The organism is Afipia sp. DC4300-2b1 (assembly GCF_049895725.1).
Lineage (GTDB): Bacteria > Pseudomonadota > Alphaproteobacteria > Rhizobiales > Xanthobacteraceae > Afipia > Afipia broomeae.
Genome location: NZ_JAFCSX010000005.1, coordinates 446,308 through 462,452, shown reverse-complemented (window position 1 = coordinate 462,452; position 16,145 = coordinate 446,308). Strand labels below are relative to the sequence as shown.

The 16,145-nt window shown below is 60.7% G+C and carries 18 protein-coding genes; 7 read left to right on the top strand and 11 right to left on the bottom strand.

The annotated features are described in order from the left end of the window. Positions 1–2: 2 nt before the first annotated feature. Positions 3–506, top strand: coding sequence for an MOSC domain-containing protein (locus ACP7AL_RS21780; RefSeq protein WP_425994211.1), 504 nt, complete (start codon positions 3–5; stop codon positions 504–506). On the opposite strand, the gene ACP7AL_RS21775 is transcribed toward ACP7AL_RS21780, so the two are convergent. Further along, positions 503–718, bottom strand: a complete 216-nt coding sequence (locus tag ACP7AL_RS21775) for a hypothetical protein (protein ID WP_006020362.1) — start codon at positions 716–718, stop codon at positions 503–505. The genes ACP7AL_RS21780 and ACP7AL_RS21775 overlap by 4 nt on opposite strands. A gap of 337 nt (positions 719–1,055) precedes the next feature. Between ACP7AL_RS21775 and ACP7AL_RS21770 the strand changes: the two genes are divergently transcribed. From ACP7AL_RS21770 to ACP7AL_RS21755, 4 genes are all read left to right on the top strand, one after another. Then, positions 1,056–1,256, top strand: coding sequence for a hypothetical protein (locus ACP7AL_RS21770; protein WP_024919128.1), 201 nt, complete (start codon positions 1,056–1,058; stop codon positions 1,254–1,256). Between the two features lie 74 nt (positions 1,257–1,330). Next, entirely contained in the window at positions 1,331–1,753 is a 423-nt protein-coding gene (locus ACP7AL_RS21765; protein ID WP_425994208.1) for a group III truncated hemoglobin, read from the top strand. A gap of 253 nt (positions 1,754–2,006) precedes the next feature. Continuing rightward, positions 2,007–2,681, top strand: coding sequence for a flavin reductase family protein (locus tag ACP7AL_RS21760; protein ID WP_425994206.1), 675 nt, complete (start codon positions 2,007–2,009; stop codon positions 2,679–2,681). 116 nt (positions 2,682–2,797) lie between these two features. Continuing rightward, entirely contained in the window at positions 2,798–3,796 is a 999-nt protein-coding gene (locus ACP7AL_RS21755) for a Bug family tripartite tricarboxylate transporter substrate binding protein (RefSeq protein WP_425994204.1), read from the top strand. A gap of 134 nt (positions 3,797–3,930) precedes the next feature. Here ACP7AL_RS21755 and ACP7AL_RS21750 read toward each other — a convergent pair whose 3' ends face one another. The 10 genes from ACP7AL_RS21750 to ACP7AL_RS21705 form a co-directional block, all read right to left on the bottom strand. Continuing rightward, positions 3,931–4,905, bottom strand: coding sequence for a tripartite tricarboxylate transporter substrate binding protein (locus tag ACP7AL_RS21750; protein WP_425994202.1), 975 nt, complete (start codon positions 4,903–4,905; stop codon positions 3,931–3,933). Positions 4,906–5,069: 164 nt separating this feature from the next. Next, entirely contained in the window at positions 5,070–5,231 is a 162-nt protein-coding gene (locus ACP7AL_RS21745; RefSeq protein ID WP_006020369.1) for a hypothetical protein, read from the bottom strand. Positions 5,232–5,431: 200 nt separating this feature from the next. Further along, the gene (locus tag ACP7AL_RS21740; RefSeq protein WP_425994200.1) at positions 5,432–5,596 is read right to left on the bottom strand and encodes a hypothetical protein; all 165 of its coding nucleotides are present in this window, start codon (positions 5,594–5,596) and stop codon (positions 5,432–5,434) included. A gap of 94 nt (positions 5,597–5,690) precedes the next feature. Beyond that, entirely contained in the window at positions 5,691–5,891 is a 201-nt protein-coding gene (locus ACP7AL_RS21735; protein WP_425994198.1) for a hypothetical protein, read from the bottom strand. Between the two features lie 55 nt (positions 5,892–5,946). Beyond that, the gene (locus tag ACP7AL_RS21730; RefSeq protein WP_024919134.1) at positions 5,947–6,231 is read right to left on the bottom strand and encodes a DUF1488 family protein; all 285 of its coding nucleotides are present in this window, start codon (positions 6,229–6,231) and stop codon (positions 5,947–5,949) included. A gap of 174 nt (positions 6,232–6,405) precedes the next feature. After that, the gene (locus ACP7AL_RS21725; RefSeq protein ID WP_425994196.1) at positions 6,406–6,657 is read right to left on the bottom strand and encodes a hypothetical protein; all 252 of its coding nucleotides are present in this window, start codon (positions 6,655–6,657) and stop codon (positions 6,406–6,408) included. Positions 6,658–6,753: 96 nt separating this feature from the next. Continuing rightward, positions 6,754–7,776, bottom strand: a complete 1,023-nt coding sequence (locus ACP7AL_RS21720; RefSeq protein ID WP_425994194.1) for an LLM class flavin-dependent oxidoreductase — start codon at positions 7,774–7,776, stop codon at positions 6,754–6,756. Positions 7,777–8,188: 412 nt separating this feature from the next. Further along, positions 8,189–8,953: a hypothetical protein gene (locus ACP7AL_RS21715; protein WP_425994192.1), complete on the bottom strand. Its 765-nt coding sequence runs from the start codon at positions 8,951–8,953 to the stop codon at positions 8,189–8,191. A gap of 19 nt (positions 8,954–8,972) precedes the next feature. Next, positions 8,973–9,815 carry a hypothetical protein gene (locus tag ACP7AL_RS21710; protein WP_425994190.1) on the bottom strand — a complete coding sequence of 281 codons (843 nt, stop codon included), beginning with the start codon at positions 9,813–9,815 and terminating at the stop codon, positions 8,973–8,975. Positions 9,816–9,933: 118 nt separating this feature from the next. Further along, entirely contained in the window at positions 9,934–13,683 is a 3,750-nt protein-coding gene (locus ACP7AL_RS21705) for a vitamin B12-dependent ribonucleotide reductase (RefSeq protein WP_425994188.1), read from the bottom strand. 889 nt (positions 13,684–14,572) lie between these two features. Here ACP7AL_RS21705 and ACP7AL_RS21700 point away from each other — a divergent pair. Beyond that, the gene (locus tag ACP7AL_RS21700; protein ID WP_425994475.1) at positions 14,573–15,472 is read left to right on the top strand and encodes a DMT family transporter; all 900 of its coding nucleotides are present in this window, start codon (positions 14,573–14,575) and stop codon (positions 15,470–15,472) included. Between the two features lie 155 nt (positions 15,473–15,627). Beyond that, entirely contained in the window at positions 15,628–16,140 is a 513-nt protein-coding gene (locus tag ACP7AL_RS21695) for a hypothetical protein (RefSeq protein ID WP_425994186.1), read from the top strand. Positions 16,141–16,145 lie beyond the last annotated feature (5 nt).

The window sequence follows — 16,145 nt, the reverse complement described above, 5'->3', positions numbered from 1 at the left end:
TCTTGGCCTTTTCGTCTGACTCACTGCTCGGCCGGTTAACGGCAGCGCCGGTCCGGCCGGGCGAGTTGGTGTGGATTGGCCTGCGTCCCGCGCGCCGCGCGGGCATGGTCACACCCGCATCGGCCAGGCTTGTCGCCCAGCGCGGCATCGAAGGTGACCGCTACAAAACCAGCAGCAACGGCGCTCGGCAGGTAACGCTGATTGCTGCGGAGGACATCGCCGCCATCGCGGCGTTCCTTGGCCGCGATGCTGTCGCGCCAGACCTGCTGCGCCGGAATTTCGTGACGCGCGGTATCAACGTCGCGGCGCTGAAGGGCATGCGTTTTCGTATCGGCCACGCTGTCCTCGAAGGATCGGGTGACTGCGCGCCATGTAGCTGGATGGAGGAGGCGCTCGGTACCGGGGGCTATAATGCGACGCGCGGGCACGGCGGCATCACGGCGCGCATCATTGAGGGCGGCGGCGTTCGCCTCGGCGACGCGATCACGCGCCTCGACCCGCCTTAGGGCCGCATGAAGGCGAAGTCCGCATCGGGGTCGCAATTGTCAGCAAGGAAATGCAGTTCCGACTGCACGTCCGACACGCTCCGCGTTTCGAGATATTTGCCGACCACGAGACCGAGCAGCGCGCGGCACAGGCCGTCGCTGTCGAGGTTCGCGGCTTTCGCCTCGGCCAGCGCCGCGGCGAAATGACGGCTTGCGATTTCAGATGCGGACATACGTGTCTCCTGTCGCGGTAATACCGGTTTCAGCACGGGAAACTAGACGGCGCCTTGACCCGGATCAAACCGGAAGTGCGCTCGCGCTGTTTGAAACAGCCTGCAGGAAGATTTTGTCCCGGCACATTTTTCTCAGGTTGCCGTGGCGGAATCTTTGCTGCGCCGACATGTGCGAGTTTCCATGAGGCTTTTTCTGATAGCCGGGTCTTTTCGGTTACCGGCTCCCGCGGGCGGCGGCGCGGACGGGATCTCGTTGCCCTGTCTGTTTGGATAGTTCGCAGACGGGCGATCTGATGTAATCTCCATACGGCTCACAGGCTTGGCGCAGGAGGCCGATATGGTGCTTATCAGGTTGCTGGCTTTATCCATTGTCGTGACGTTCTTCACCGGCGTGCCGGACACGGCCCGCGCCGCCGATGCATGGGGCTGCAATTACGACAAGTGCGTTGCCTATTGCACCAAGGTGAGCGGGAAGAACTGCACGATCTATTGCGAGCGGCGGCTCCAGGACAAGCGCCGGGACAAGGTCTGCAAATAGCGCGGGCTCTGCAAATAGCAGGGGTATGCGTTGCGCCGGTTGCCTGCGTCGGTTCGGCGGCCTAAATCAGCCGCATGACCGACCAGACAGTTCCCGCCCTTCATACCTTCCATCCCGACCTGACCGAAGAGAAGATCGCGCAGCTTGTCGCGACGTTCTACGGCCGCGCCCGTACCGATGACCTGATCGGTCCGATCTTCAATGCGCAGGTGAAGGACTGGGACCATCACATTGCGCAGATCAGCGATTTCTGGTCGTCGATGCTGCTCAAGACCGGCCGCTATGAGGGCCGCCCGATGCGTCCGCACCTGATGCTGCCGATCCGGGGTGAACACTTCGACCGCTGGCTTGCGCTGTTCGAGACCACCGCGCGCGAAATCTTCGAGAGCGATGTGGCCGAGGCCTTCATCGTTCGCGCCCGCCGCATCGCGGACAGCTTCGAGATGGGCATTGCGACTACGCGCGGCGAGATCGCCCGGCCGCGGCATAGTGCGTAAGGGACAGCTTTCCAGCCGGCTTCGGCGAAGAAAGGCACGTCATCCCGTCATGCGCTCGATGCGACGTGCGGGGAGAGCTTGACACGTTCCAAAAAAGAACTGTAGCGTTCAAACTATAAGAAACCTGTCTCGGAGCCGGCTTACGGCTCTTGTGAATGGGATCATAAGGGCTACGGAGGAAACGATATGAACGCTCGCCCAGCCATGCTGGTTGCGATGTCCCGTGCGGCCGCCTGCGGTCCGCTATCATTCAATGAATGATCCGGGGGCAATCGTGGATAGCGATCACATGCATTATTACGAGCCCTCGCAAGGGCACGGGCTGCGGCACAATCCGTTCAATGCGATCATCGCGCCTCGGCCGATCGGCTGGATCTCGTCCCTGAGCAGTGAGGGACAACTCAATCTGGCTCCCTACAGCTTCTTCAATGCCTTCAACTACGATCCGCCGATCCTCGGCTTTGCATCGATCTCCTGGAAGGACAGCGTCAAAAACGTCTCGGACACCGGCGAGTTCGTCTGGAATCTGGTGACGAAAGAACTGGGCGATCAAATGAACAAGACGTCTGCGCCGGTCCCGCATGGTGTCAGCGAGTTTGATGTCGCCGGATTGACCCCGGCGCCCAGCCGTCACGTCAAGGTGCCGCGCGTGCTGGAAAGCCGTGCCGCGATGGAATGCAAGGTGACCGAGATCGTCAAATTCAAGAACTGGAAGGGCGAAGCGGTCGAAGGGTGGCTCGTGCTCGGGGAAGTGGTCGCGGTCTACATCGACAAGGCGCTCATCAAGGACGGCGTTTATCAGACGGCGCTTGCGAACCCGATCCTGCGCGCAGGGCGCGGCGGCGACTATGTCGAAGTGACGCAGGACCGCATGTTCGAGATGGAACGGCCGCCTGGAAGCAGCAATCCGGCATTCCACGGCTCCTGATCAGCTTCCGCGCTGGATGTCATGCGACGCGCGATGATGTTTTTTTCTCAAGTACGAAGTTGAAGGCAAGATTCTAAGAACATGAACCCCGAGGACACGAACAAGGGATAGCTGACATGTACCTTAAATCCTTTAAACGTTCTGCGAACGGTCTGCTGCTCGCAGTGTTTGCCGTCTGCCTGAGCTTTGCGGCCATGGCGCAGAACTTCCCGTCGCGGCCTGTGACGATTAAAACCGCATTTCCGGCGGGTGGGCCCGCTGACGCTGCGATCCGCGCGGCGAACCAGATTCTGGAACGCAATCTCGGTCAGACCATGGTGGTGGAAAACGTCGCGGGAGCTGCCGGTTCAATTGCCGCTGCGGCGGCACTCAGCGCGAATGCAGACGGGTATACCTTGCTCGGAACAACGGTTTCAGATCTCGTGACCGCGCCGTTTACGATCGTATCTGCGAAATATAAACCCGAGAGTTTCAAACTGCTGGGCCTGGTCGGGACGTCGGATTTCATTCTGGTGTCCAGTTCGGCCCATTCGTTCAAAACGCTCGATGAATTAATCGCCTATGCAACCAAGCCCGGGAACAAGGAACTGACGATCGGTCATTGGGGCAGGGGATCGACCGCGCATATTGTGACCGCCGATTTTCAGGGCCGGACAAAAGCAGCCTTCCTTGAAGTTCCTTATAAAGGCGTCGCGCCGGTCATGGCGGACATTACCGGCCAGCATCTCGATCTCACGTTTGCGCCGCTGGGCGGTCCTGTCCTCGAACTGATCAAGGGAGGCAAGGTGAAGGCCATCGCGGTCGCAGGCGACAAGCGCAGCCCGCAATTGCCGGATGTGCCGACCATGAGCGAGAGCGGAGGGAACCTGAAGAATTTCGAGTACACGATCTCGTCGGCGCTGTTTGCGCCGCCCGGCACGCCGGAGCCGATTGTCAAACGCATGAATGAGGCGGTCAATGTCTGGATTGCGAGCCCTGAATATATGGAGAGGGTGAATATTCAGGGATCGCGGCAGATGCCGCAGATGACCATCGACGAGGCACAGGCGTTCTTCCGCAAGGAGCAGGAGAAGTTCAGCGCGATGGCTCGCACGCTCAAACTGGAAACGCAGTAAGTCTCGCTTGTTTGCGTTGGTGCCGCAACAGATGCGACACCGTACGGCAAGAGATTAAACGAAGCTAAGATATAGAACGTGTAAAGGGCGGCTGATCGAGCATCAGCCGCCCTTTTCCGTTGTTTGCCTTATCGTTATTCAGCCTTGATGTCGGCGGCGGTGATGACCTGCTTCCAGCGCGCGATCTCTTCGCCGACGAACGCCTTGAACTCCTCCGGCGTGGTGCCCATGGCGACGATGCCCTGCTGCTCGAGCTTCTTCTTCAGGTCGGGATCGGCGAGGGCCTTCTTCGCCTCGAGCGACATGCGGTCGACGATCTCCTTCGGCACGCCCGCCGGCGCGATGATGCCGGCCCAGGTGCCGGAGGCGAAATCCTTCACGCCTTGCTCGATCAGCGTCGGCGTATCGCCGGCCGCCGGCACGCGCTCCTTCGCGGCGACGCCCAGCGCCTTGGCGTTGCCTGCGCGCACCTGCTCCATCAGGGGGCCAATGATGTCGAACATCACGTTGATCTGGCCGCCGACCAGATCCTGCAGCGCGCCTGCGGTGCCTTTGTAGGGCACGTGCTGGAGATTGATGCCCTCGCGGCTCTTGAGCATCTCCATGGTCAGGTGCGCCGCGGAGCCGATGCCGCTGGAGGCGAAATTGAGCTGGCCCGGCTTCGCCTTCGCCAGCGCGATGAATTCCTGCATGTTCTTCGCGGGCAGCGAGGGCGTCGTGACAATGATCAGCGGCGCGACGCTCATCAGCGAGACGTAGGTGAAATCCTTCTCCGTGTTGTAGGGCAGGTTGGCCTTGAGCGACGGATTGACCGAATGCGCCGCGATCACGGTGCCGAAGGTGTAGCCATCGGGCGCGGCCTTGGCGACGGTATCGGTGCCGATGGCGGCGTTGGCGCCGGGCTTGTTCTCGATCACGATGCTCTGTCCGAGCGAGGCGGCAACCTTCTCCGAGACAAGGCGCGCCATCATGTCGGTGTAGCCGCCGGGCGTGTAGGGCACGACCATGCGGATCGGCCGGTTCGGCCAGCCCTGAGTTTGGGCCGATGCGCTGCTGGCGGAGGCGGAGATGACAACAAGCGCACCCAGCGCGCGGACGAGGGACTTCATTCAGCGTTTCCTTTCCATATCCGCGATGTCTGGCCGGTGGCCAGCCGCGGCTTTTGTTATCCGCGAATGCTACACAGCAAGGCGCGGCATGGAAAGGCGGGCGCCTCGCGGCAGCGCGACCTGTTCGCGCGGCAATGTCAGGGTGGAGAGATCGGGCAGAGCCGTCAGAGCGGCGAGGCGAGCGGTATACGCGCGACGGTCTGCGTTGCCACTTGCGTGTGTGCACCCATGTACAGGATCGCGGACCCTGTGAGGATCATGATCGCGATCACCAACGCCAGACACACCTGCGTTTCGTGTTTCTCGTCATCGAGATGAAGCCGCATGGCGCGTTCTCCGCTCGCCTCAGGAAACAACAATACCCCCGGGGCCGAAGCGTTCCAGCAGCAGGGCTGACGCATCCGCAGATGTTTAGGTGCGGTGCGGGAATTGCTGCGGGGCCGCACGATACGGCATGAAGCGAAGCACACTACGGACTCTGCGTGGGGGACAGCGCGACCCCGGAATCCGCTTCGCCTCATCCGTGTCAGGCGCGCGATCTGCCGCGCTTCACGATATCGCCGGTGAGTTTATCGATGTTCGGTGCGGAGTCGCCCCGCCACCGTTCGACCAACCAGAACGCCCAGATCGTGGCGAACGCCAGAATGAAGATGGCTGCGCACGACAGGGCTGCTTGAAGGGCTGTGGACATGGCGTCCTCCGGATCACTGCGAGCGTTGCAGGATTGAAGGCTAGACCGCCGCGCGCTTCCCCGAATTGATCTGGCGCAAACCGGAGAAAGGACGTTACGGCCTGCCGCCGGCCTCGACGCGGTCGAGGCAGCGGTAATAGGCGTTCTGCATTTCCCAGAATGACGATCCCACACCATGGCAGGCGGCCTTCGCCTGCGGCGAGGCGCTGTGCATGAACGAGATCTGCTGCCAGCCCCACAGCAGGGACGTGGCGATGATGAAGGCGATCGCGCCGTCGCGCAGGATTCGGTTCATGGGGGTAATCTAGCGCGGTATCGCTTGTTGATAAACCGCGCAGCGGAAGCCGCCGTTACCTGCGCGGCGTGAGGTCGATGGAGCGCACGAGGATGCGCGTGGGACCCGCTTCCAGATGGCCGTCGCTGTGTTTCTGCGCGGCGCATGTGGTGATGCGGTTCTGCAGGCGCGCGAACTGATCGCCGCGCTGGCTTTCGCGGACGTTGCGCGCCTTCTCCGCATCGTCCATCGCCGAGTCCGAGACGCCGCACTGAATCTCGGTTTCGCCGTCGGCCATGACGAACAGGAACGTGCCGGTCTGGTAATCGTGACCCTGGGCGCGAAGGAAGGTGAGTGACATGGGATGGTCCTTTCAGGCATGAGATGCCGGTGCCCGGAAGGAGCATAGCGCAGTTAGATCGCGCGAAGCGGAGTATCTTTCTCGGGATGTCCCTTGAATGTGTCCCCAGGACGTTTCCCGGGCTGATTTAGCGTCGGACGGCCTTCGCGCGCGGACCGATGGCCGCGCGAGACCTCAACGCTTGTCGAGATTGCAGGTCAGGACGTTGCCGAAATCGCCGCCCTGCTGCCAGCAGCCGGTGCTTTTGCAGGTCGCCAGCTTCGGCGAGCAGTGATCCGATACGCAGTTCTTGTCGGACGCATACTTGGTCTTGCAGCGGGAAGCGCAGGTGTTGAACGAGCCGGAGCAGGTCGCGGCCTCGACAGGCGCGGCCAAGGTCAGGGCGAACACAAAGGCAAGGGCGGCGGCGGCAACGATTTTGGTCATGATGTCTCTTCCCGGAAATGAATTGATCGCTATTGGCTCAATGAGCGGACTTTAGCCGCGCGCGATGACACCGTCACTACAGAATGCGCGTGCCGTTCAGCGCCAGCCGAGCGCGGGCGCGACATGCTTGAGGATCGATTCAATGACATGGGCATTGTAATCGACGCCGAGCTGGTTCGGCACGGTCAGCAGCAGCGTATCGGCTTCGGCGATGGCCTCGTCCGTCTTCAACTGTTCGATCAGCTTGTCCGGGTCCGCCGTATAGCCGCGCCCGAAGATCGCCTGCATGTCAGCCTCGATGAAGCCGATCTGGTCGCCGGCATCGCCGCCGTTTCCGAAATAGTCGCGGTCGCGATCGTTCATCAGCGCGAAGATGCTGCGGCTCACCGACACGCGCGGCGGGCGCGTGTGGCCCGCTTCCCTGTACGCCTCGCGATAGAGACGGATCTGCGCGGCCTGCTGCACATGGAACGGCTCGTTGGTCTCGTTCTTCTTCAATGTCGAGCTTTGCAGGTTCATGCCGAGCTTGCCCGCCCACTGCGCGGTCGCGTTGGAAGCGGCGCCCCACCAGATGCGGTCGCGCAGACCTTCCGAATGCGGCTCGATCCGCAGGAGGCCAGGCGGATTGGGAAACATCGGGCGCGGATTGGGCTGCGCGAAACCCTTGCCGCGCAGCATGTCGTAGAACACCTCGCCGTGGCGGCGGCCCATGTCGGCGTCGGTCTCGCCCTCGGCTGGCTGATAGCCGAAATAGCGCCAGCCATCGATGACCTGCTCGGGCGAACCGCGGCTGATCCCCAGTTGCAGGCGTCCGCCCGCGATAAGATCGGCGGCGCTCGCGTCCTCGACCATGTAGAGCGGGTTCTCGTAGCGCATGTCGATCACGGCGGTGCCGATCTCGATGGTGCTCGTTTTCGCGCCGACGGCGGCGAGCAGCGGGAAGGGCGAGGCGAGCTGTCGCGCGAAATGATGCACGCGGAAATACGCGCCGTCCGCGCCGAGTTCTTCGGCGGCGACCGCCAGATCGATGGATTGCAGCAGCGTGTCGGCGGCCGAGCGTGTCTGTGAATGCGGCGACGGCGACCAGTGGCCGAAGGAGAGAAAGCCGATTTTCTTCATGAAGGCGGGGGACTCGTGCGTGTGCGGGTCCGCCTGAGATGGGGATGGTGGGTGTGTGAGGCAAGGTCGTGAAAGATCGTCATTGCGAGGAGCGGCCAGATAGCCGTCATTGCGAGCGGAGCGAAGCAATCCAGTTTGACTATTGGATTTGCAAGAACTGGATTGCTTCGTCGCTATCGCTCCTCGCAATGACGAACGCGTAGATCACGCAATCTCTCAACTCGTCATGGCCGGGCTTGACCCGGCCATCCACGTCTTTCTTATCTGCGATCTTTGGCCCGTATGGAGCGAAGCGCAATACGGGATGCGCACGCGAGCAACGCATGCCGGATTTCGCGCTTCATCCTGGCCACGCTCGCTACATAAAGGGAAGATATGGGCCTACCAAGATTAGCCAATTCTCAATAGCATTCTAAGCAGCGTTAGCTTTATCGAGGAGCAGTGAGAATAGTCCGCTTTTTTCTCCGAAGTATATGGCGAGTCCGCCAATGCCATCAGCGATTTTGCTCTCAACTGCTTTCTTTCCCAAGGTAGAGAGCTTATCGAGTATTTTTCTAAAGAGCCCTGCATTATTTTCGATACGAGCGGCGTCGGGCTTTTCAGATGAAAATTCTTCTGAGAGCTGACTGGCGTGTAGATGCAATTGATTGATATCAGCATCCAGTTCAACAACGGGATCAACTGGCTCGGGCGGATTGTTGTGTCCTAAGCCGGGGCGATTAGAGCCAAAGTCAGAAATTATGGAGTTGAGTTCGTGAAGCCTCCTCAGGGCTTCTTGCCGCCGCTCCTGTTCATCTGGGTGGCCGATGGGAACGTAAGATAATATTGGGCTGTCTTCCGGCTGTTCATAATCTTCGTTCCGTCTTACGGGAGCCCAATCGTAAATGCCGTCTTCCTGAACTTTTGCAACGGCGGATTCAATGTCTACGTCTGAAAGAACGCTTCCAAATTCATTCCCTATCTCATCGGCAGCATCATACGGCCCACCCCAGATATATTGGTAGCCGCCTTCTTTCGATTCATACGGAGTTTCGTTTGCGGGATCTTCAAAATTTCGAAGAAACCATGCGACTGCAATTTTGACGCGTGTGGCCTTCGCAGCTCTCCGAACTTGACTTCTAGTCAAACTCAAATCTGGGTCGTCTATCCAGTATCGTTTCGATTTCTTTGGTGGCATTGAGGTGGCTTTTGTTCAGTCAGGAGTGGCGTCGAATAACTTTTGTGATGAAATGTTTTGTGCTGATCTTTTCGCCAAGATTTTCTTGAACGGTTTTCAGACTCGCCACCAATCGATCCCCGTGACTGAAACTTTCTTCGCCGCTTAAGACGCGTTGCTTGTAATCTTCATCTGCTAATTTCGCAGTTATCGACATGCGCCCATATTTGAACCTCCACATGCCTTCTCCTTCAAGGACAGGAGATACAACTTCAAGAATCGCCTCGATCTCGCTTTCGAGCGGCCGATCTTTTGGTTTGATTGCTTTGAAGTTGGATAAGTCGGTGGCGCTGTAGGAACCAATTTTCCGTCCGCCACGTTTCAGCTCAAGTTGTTTTGCCCCACGACGAACTGGTAACTCCAGCTTTTCGGCGTCGCCTCCAATTCCATTCAGAATGAAGGTATTATAGACGTTTCCGTTTATTACAGTGCTTCGACCACTAACGTTTTCTATTTGAAGCGCATTTCCCTTAGAAACGTTTTGAACTTTTTGCGGAGGCTGCCCTTTGAGAAATTTCAGTAGGTCAAGCCACGCTTTTATAAGACCTGCAACATCTTTGATACCGAATGATAGCGCCGGCAAAGCCGCGAAGGCGGCTTGTGTGGTAGCGGCGACTTCACTGATCCATTGAAGATCAATGGAGCCTGGCTGAACTCGTTCTATGCGCACGGAAGTTTTGGTGATTGATCCGTGATACGCGCGGTTTGCTTTTGTAGTTATGCGCGTGAAAGCGCTTAAAACTTGGATAAGTTCTCTTGCCTCTAAGGTCGCCGGGTTCACCTTGCCTGTGTAGTACAATGATAGATTGTTGTTCTTCGTCATGTAGTCTCGCCCCCGCTGCTACACGCCTAGGTTGTCACAAGTTGGAACTCAAAACAAAGAAAAAGGGGCGGCTTTAGCCACCCCTTTGTAATAAGTCGTTGTTACTCGCCTTAAAGTCTCAGCTACACCCCGTCGTGCTTCCGCACGTATCGCACTTCATGCACGTGCCATTCCGCACCAGGGTGAAGTTGCTGCACTCGGTGCACATGTCGCCTTCATAGCCTCGTGCCTTGGCTTCCGCGCGGCGCTCGGCCTTGCTTGGTGCGGCCTGTGCGGCTGAACCGGCCTTGCTCCACTGCTGCGCTTCCAGCTTTTCGGTCGGCGAGAGTTCGCGCTCGGGCTCGGCCACCTTGAGGGCCACCGCGCCCTCCACATTGTCCTGCCCGTCGTGATGCCGTGCGGTCGCGCCGGCGGACGCAATCGACGTGACGTTGCCTGACGCCTGCGCGTCGGCCGCGCCGCCCTGCATGACGACGAGCTTGTCGGTGCGCGAGCGGGTGAGGCCCTTCGACAGGTACTTCGAGGAGTTCGACGCGTCCGGATTGCGGCCTTCCTCGACGCCCTTGCCGAGCGCGTCGAAGTTGGTCTCCGACGGATCGACATGGGCGAGATCGAAGCGCGACTGGTACGACACCGCGAGTTCGCGGAACACGTAGTCGAGGATCGAGGTCGCGAACTTGATCGAGTCGTTGCCCTGCACCGGCCCCGCGGGCTCGAAGCGGGTGAAGGTGAAGGCGTCGACATACTCTTCCAGCGGCACGCCGTACTGGAGGCCCAGCGACACCGCGATGGCGAAGTTGTTGATGAAGGAGCGCAGCGCCGCGCCTTCCTTGTGCATGTCGATGAAGATTTCGCCGAGGCGCCCGTCATCGTATTCGCCGGTGCGCAGATAGACCTTGTGCCCGCCGACGACTGCTTTTTGCGTGTAGCCCTTGCGGCGATCCGGCATCTTCTCGCGCTCGCGCATCACGACGATGCGCTCGACCAGCTTCTCGACGATCTTCTCCGAGACCTGGGTGGTGCGCGCCGCCATCGGCTTGTCGTAGAACGCCTCGATCGCATCGTCCTCTTCGTCATCATCGCTGACGAGCTGCGAGTTCAGCGGCTGCGACAGCTTCGAGCCGTCGCGATAGAGCGCGTTGGCCTTGAGCGCGAGCTTCCACGACAGCAGGTAGGCGGATTTGCAATCCTCCACCGTGGCGTCGTTCGGCATGTTGATGGTCTTGGAGATCGCACCCGAGATGAAGGGCTGCGACGCCGCCATCATGCGGATGTGGCTTTCCACCGAGAGATAACGCTTGCCGATCTTGCCGCAGGGATTGGCGCAATCGAACACCGGGTAATGCTCGGACTTCAGATGCGGCGCGCCTTCCACGGTCATCGCGCCGCAGATGTGGATGTTGGCGGCTTCGATCTCGCGCTTGGTGAAGCCGAGCGCGGTGAGCAGGTCGAAGCCGGGGGCCGCGATAGCCTCCGGATCGAGCTTGAGCGTGTCGCGCAGGAAGTCCTCGCCGAAGGTCCACTTGTTGAAGGCGAACTTGATGTCGAAGGCGGTCGGCAATGCAGCCTCGGCCTTCTTGATCGCTTCATCGGTGAAGCCCTTGGCGCGCAGGGTCGAGGCATTGATGCCCGGCGCGTTGGAGAGCGAGCCGTGGCCGACGGCATAGGCCTCGATCTCGGCGATTTCGTTTTCGGGATAGCCGAGCGCGCGCAGCGCTTCCGGCACGGCGCGGTTGATGATCTTCCAGTAGCCGCCGCCGGCGAGCTTCTTGAACTTCACCAGCGCGAAGTCCGGCTCGATGCCCGTGGTGTCGCAATCCATCACAAGGCCGATGGTGCCGGTCGGCGCGACCACGGTGGTCTGCGCGTTGCGGTAGCCGTGCTGTTCGCCGAGTTCGAGCGCCTGATCCCAGACGAACTTCGCGCGGGTGACGATGTCGCCCTGCGGGCAGCTCGCGTGATCGAGCGGGACGGGGTTCACGGCGAGCGCTTCATAGCCGTTGGAGTGGCCATGGGCCGCGCGGCGATGGTTGCGGATCACGCGCAGCATGTGCTGGGCGTTCTTCTTGTAGCCGGGGAAGGGGCCAAGCTCCTTCGCCATTTCGGCGGAGGTCGCGTAGCTGGTGCCGGTCATGACGGCGGTCAGCGCGCCGCACAGCGCGCGGCCTTCCTTGGAGTCGTACGACAGACCCATGGTCATCAGGAGGCCACCGATGTTGGCGTAGCCGAGGCCGAGGGTGCGGAACTCGTAGGAGAGTTCGGCGATCGCCTTCGACGGGAACTGCGCCATCATGACCGAGATTTCGAGCACGACAGTCCACAGACGGCACAGATGCTCATAGGCTTCGATGTCGAAGCGGCGGGTCTGCGTGTCGTAGAAGGTCAGGAGGTTGGCGGAGGCGAGGTTGCACGCCGTGTCGTCGAGGAACATGTATTCCGAGCACGGATTGGACGCGCGGATGTCGCCGCTGGCCTTGCAGGTGTGCCAGTCGTTCATGGTGGTGTTGTAGTGCAGGCCGGGATCGGCCGAGGCCCAGGCGGCGTAACCGATCTTTTCCCACAGGTCGCGGGCCTTGAGCGTCTTGGTCACCTTCTTGTTGGTGCGGCCGATCAGATTCCAGTCGCCGTCGGTTTCCACCGCGCGCAGGAAATCGTCCTTCAGCGAAACCGAGTTGTTCGAGTTCTGGCCGGCGACGGTGAGATATGCTTCGCTATCCCAGTCGGTGTCGTAGGTGTCGAACGAGATGTCGGTGTAGCCCTGCTTGGCGAACTGCATCACGCGCTTGATCAGATTGTCCTGCACCATGGCGCGGCGCGCGAACTTGATCTCACGGCGCAGCGCCGGGTTCTTCTCGGGATCGAAGCAGTCGTCGCCTGAACCTTCGCAGTTCACGCAGGCCTTCATGATGGCCTTGAGGTGCTTCTGGTTGATCTTGGAGCCGGTGACGAGCGCGGCGACCTTCTGCTCTTCCTTCACCTTCCAGTCGATATAGGTCTCGATATCCGGATGGTCGGCGTCGACCACGACCATCTTGGCCGCGCGGCGCGTGGTGCCGCCCGACTTGATCGCGCCCGCTGCGCGGTCGCCGATCTTGAGGAAGCTCATCAGGCCGGATGAGCGGCCGCCGCCGGAGAGCTTTTCGCCTTCGCCGCGCAGGCGCGAGAAGTTGGAGCCGGTGCCGGAGCCGTACTTGAACAGGCGCGCTTCGCGGACCCACAGGTCCATGATGCCGCCTTCGTTGACGAGATCGTCATCCACGCCCTGGATGAAGCAGGCGTGCGGCTGCGGATGCTCGTAGGACGATTTGGATTTGGTCAGCTTGCCGGTCTTCCAGTCCACGTAGTAGTGGCCCTGGCCGGGACCATCGACGCCGTAGGCCCAGTGCAGTCCGGTGTTGAACCACTGCGGCGAGTTCGGCGCGACCATCTGCTTGGCGAGCATGAAGCGCAGTTCGTCGTAGAATGCCTTGGCATCTTCTTCGGACGAGAAGTACGAGCCCTTCCAGCCCCAGTAGGTCCAGCAGCCGGCGAGGCGATCGAACACCTGCTTGGCGGAATGCTCGCCGCCGATGCGCTCGGATTCAGGGAGCAGGGCGAGCGCTTCGGTATCCGGCACCGAACGCCACAGCCACGACGGGACGGTTTCTTCCTCGACCTTCTTCAGGCGCGAGGCGACGCCCGCTTTACGGAAATACTTCTGCGCCAGAACGTCGGAAGCGACCTGCGACCAGAACTCCGGCACCTCGACGTTCTCAAGGCGGAACACCACCGAGCCGTCGGGGTTGCGGATCTCGCTTGTCGTCAGCCTGAAATCAATCGCGGCGTAGGGTGACTGATCGGCTTTGGTGTAGCGGCGTTCGATTCGCATTGTAGTGCCCCGTCCTTTTTGCCGGCGCTCCCGTCCCTTGACGGTAAGCCGGAGATTTCAATTTGCGAACCGGTTCGTTCGCAGTGTTTTGCCGTTCACGTCGTCCCGTGTCCGGGTCCGAAGCCGCGGCCTGTTAACTCTGGCGGGCACGATCCGGTCCCCAAAACCGGCCTTGCCCGAACGCCCCAAACTCGCCTTTTGCGCCGCGGTTTGCCGCGGTTTCGCCATTACGCCCGGATGGCTCTCCGGCTCCGAAAAAAGAGCAGACAAACCCACGTCCCGCGACCTCGACCGGTCTGACGGAGCTGCCTTCTCGACCCTTTTCGGGAGATGCTCAGCGGGACTGAAAACCCCCGCGCCGAACAGTCCCAAAGCTAGGCCGACTCCATCCGGCACGTCAAGGATTAGTGTCGAAACCTGAATCAAATACTAAATATGGTGGAAAATGCGGATTTCCAGCGGGATGATGCATCGCCGGAACGGTTCGCATTGCGGGAAGTATCGGTGAGTCCTTGTGGATTCGGAAGCCGAAATCTCACCGTCTTGTGAGTTCCTCCAAGGTTTGTCGCGGGCCTTCAAAATCGCGTCCTTGGTATGCGCGTATTTTGGGGATTTCGGGTGGATCACATGCCGCGCGCGTGGTCTTTCTCCCCGTCATCCACATGGTGTGGACACCAGTGTCCCGAATCCGAAGTTCGCCTGACCTTGCAGCAGGTCCCAAGCGAACTTCGGATTCGAAAGGAGACTGGAAACTCATAATTCCAGTGTGGTTTTGGTTCGCGCGTCCGCAAAAGAACAAGCCGCGGAACGTTGCGGACCTGCAAACCACCACACTGGTCGAAGGACCAAACCTGTGGATAGCCGCACACCGCCCGAAGCGCTGACCGAAATGTCGCCGGAAGAACGAGCCATCGCGCAGCGGCGAACGCGGACGGTCGGCTACCTGCTGCTGGTCGCGACCTCGGTCGGCTGGGGATTGAACTGGCCCGTCACCAAACATCTGTTGATGGAATTGCCGCCGCTGTCGGTGCGCGGCCTGTCCGGCATCATCGGCGCCGCGCTGCTTGCGGTGCTGGCATTGGCGTTTCGCCAGCCGCTGCGCGTCCCGCGCGAAACATGGCCGCGGCTTGTGCTGCTGTCATTTCTCAACGTGACGGCATGGATGGCGCTGATGGGCCTGGCGCTGGTGTATCTGCCGGCGAGCGAAGCCGCGGTGATGGCTTATACAATGCCGGTATGGGCCTCGGCGCTGGCGTGGCCGATTCTCGGCGAGCGGATTTCGCTGCTGCGGGTGATCGCCATGGCGATGGCCATCGCCGGACTCGTCGCGCTGATGGGCGGCGGGGGCATCGCCGCGAACTACGCCAAACTGCCGGGCATTGCATTGGCGTTGTCCGGCGCGTTCCTGTTCGCGCTGGGCACCGTGTTCGGCAAACGCTGGCCGCTGGGATTGCCGCCACTGACCTCGGCGGTCTGGCAGATCCTGATCGGCTGTCTGCCGGTGGGGCTGGCGGGCCTCTTGCTTGAACAGCCGCACTTCATGGCGCTGTCGTCACTCGGCTGGACCTTGTTCGGCTATTCGATCGTGGTCCAGTTCTGCGTCGCCTACGCCTGCTGGTTTGCCGCGCTCCAGCGATTGCCGGCCTCGGTCGCCGCCATCGGGACTCTGCTGGTGCCGGTCATTGGTGTGCTGGCGTCCGCCGCGGCGCTCGGCGAGCCGCTCGGTGTGGCTCAGATTGCGGCGCTCGGGTTCACCATTGCAGGTGTCGTTCTGGCGTCACGATCCTGAGACGGTGGTGTCTCAATGCGCGCAGAAAGTGCCTGTTATTACTTCATAAATCAGCGCTGTCTCCCAAATGTAACAGTGCCTGGAACACCGGCCTGATAGGTTCCAGGTGGGCTATCGGCGGCTGACCGTGCCGCCGGGGTAAATGGGATTGGGGCGTGGCGTCGATTGTTGCGGACAGGGCGTTGGAGACGCGCGTGCGGACGGCGCGCGCGATGCAATTCCCAGTGATTGGAATCGTGATCATCGCCGCAGCAACCCTGTCATCGACGGACGCACATGCGCAGTTTGCCTGCGTCGGGACGCTCGGCGCGAGTGACGTCTCCTGTACAAACACCGGCGCGACAGCGGTTCCGTTCCTTCAGGATCAACTCGGTACGTTCAATCTGACGACAACGAGTTCGGGTCTGAGCAACGGCATCACCACCACCAGCGTCGATGGCAATGTCACTGCGACGAACTCCGGCATCAACGCCGGCATGCTCGACACCTCGGCCAGCGGCCTTGGCAACGCGACATCGAACAATTCGGGGATCATCGGGACATCCATCAGCACGTTGACCGGCGCGGGCAATGCCACGTCGACCAACTCCGGAACGGTGGCTCAGGATATCACGACATCTGCGCAGGACGGCGGCAAAGCGCTGACAAACAATTCAGGGACCGTGTGAGGCTC

Coding starts and splice junctions, on each gene's coding strand:
- ACP7AL_RS21775 (WP_006020362.1), bottom strand. CDS start 718: ATGTCCGCATCTGAAATCGCAAGCCGTCATTTCGCCGCGGCGCTGGCC.
- ACP7AL_RS21770 (WP_024919128.1), top strand. CDS start 1,056: ATGGTGCTTATCAGGTTGCTGGCTTTATCCATTGTCGTGACGTTCTTC.
- ACP7AL_RS21765 (WP_425994208.1), top strand. CDS start 1,331: ATGACCGACCAGACAGTTCCCGCCCTTCATACCTTCCATCCCGACCTG.
- ACP7AL_RS21760 (WP_425994206.1), top strand. CDS start 2,007: ATGAATGATCCGGGGGCAATCGTGGATAGCGATCACATGCATTATTAC.
- ACP7AL_RS21755 (WP_425994204.1), top strand. CDS start 2,798: ATGTACCTTAAATCCTTTAAACGTTCTGCGAACGGTCTGCTGCTCGCA.
- ACP7AL_RS21750 (WP_425994202.1), bottom strand. CDS start 4,905: ATGAAGTCCCTCGTCCGCGCGCTGGGTGCGCTTGTTGTCATCTCCGCC.
- ACP7AL_RS21745 (WP_006020369.1), bottom strand. CDS start 5,231: ATGCGGCTTCATCTCGATGACGAGAAACACGAAACGCAGGTGTGTCTG.
- ACP7AL_RS21740 (WP_425994200.1), bottom strand. CDS start 5,596: ATGTCCACAGCCCTTCAAGCAGCCCTGTCGTGCGCAGCCATCTTCATT.
- ACP7AL_RS21735 (WP_425994198.1), bottom strand. CDS start 5,891: ATGAACCGAATCCTGCGCGACGGCGCGATCGCCTTCATCATCGCCACG.
- ACP7AL_RS21730 (WP_024919134.1), bottom strand. CDS start 6,231: ATGTCACTCACCTTCCTTCGCGCCCAGGGTCACGATTACCAGACCGGC.
- ACP7AL_RS21725 (WP_425994196.1), bottom strand. CDS start 6,657: ATGACCAAAATCGTTGCCGCCGCCGCCCTTGCCTTTGTGTTCGCCCTG.
- ACP7AL_RS21720 (WP_425994194.1), bottom strand. CDS start 7,776: ATGAAGAAAATCGGCTTTCTCTCCTTCGGCCACTGGTCGCCGTCGCCG.
- ACP7AL_RS21715 (WP_425994192.1), bottom strand. CDS start 8,953: ATGCCACCAAAGAAATCGAAACGATACTGGATAGACGACCCAGATTTG.
- ACP7AL_RS21710 (WP_425994190.1), bottom strand. CDS start 9,815: ATGACGAAGAACAACAATCTATCATTGTACTACACAGGCAAGGTGAAC.
- ACP7AL_RS21705 (WP_425994188.1), bottom strand. CDS start 13,683: ATGCGAATCGAACGCCGCTACACCAAAGCCGATCAGTCACCCTACGCC.
- ACP7AL_RS21700 (WP_425994475.1), top strand. CDS start 14,573: ATGTCGCCGGAAGAACGAGCCATCGCGCAGCGGCGAACGCGGACGGTC.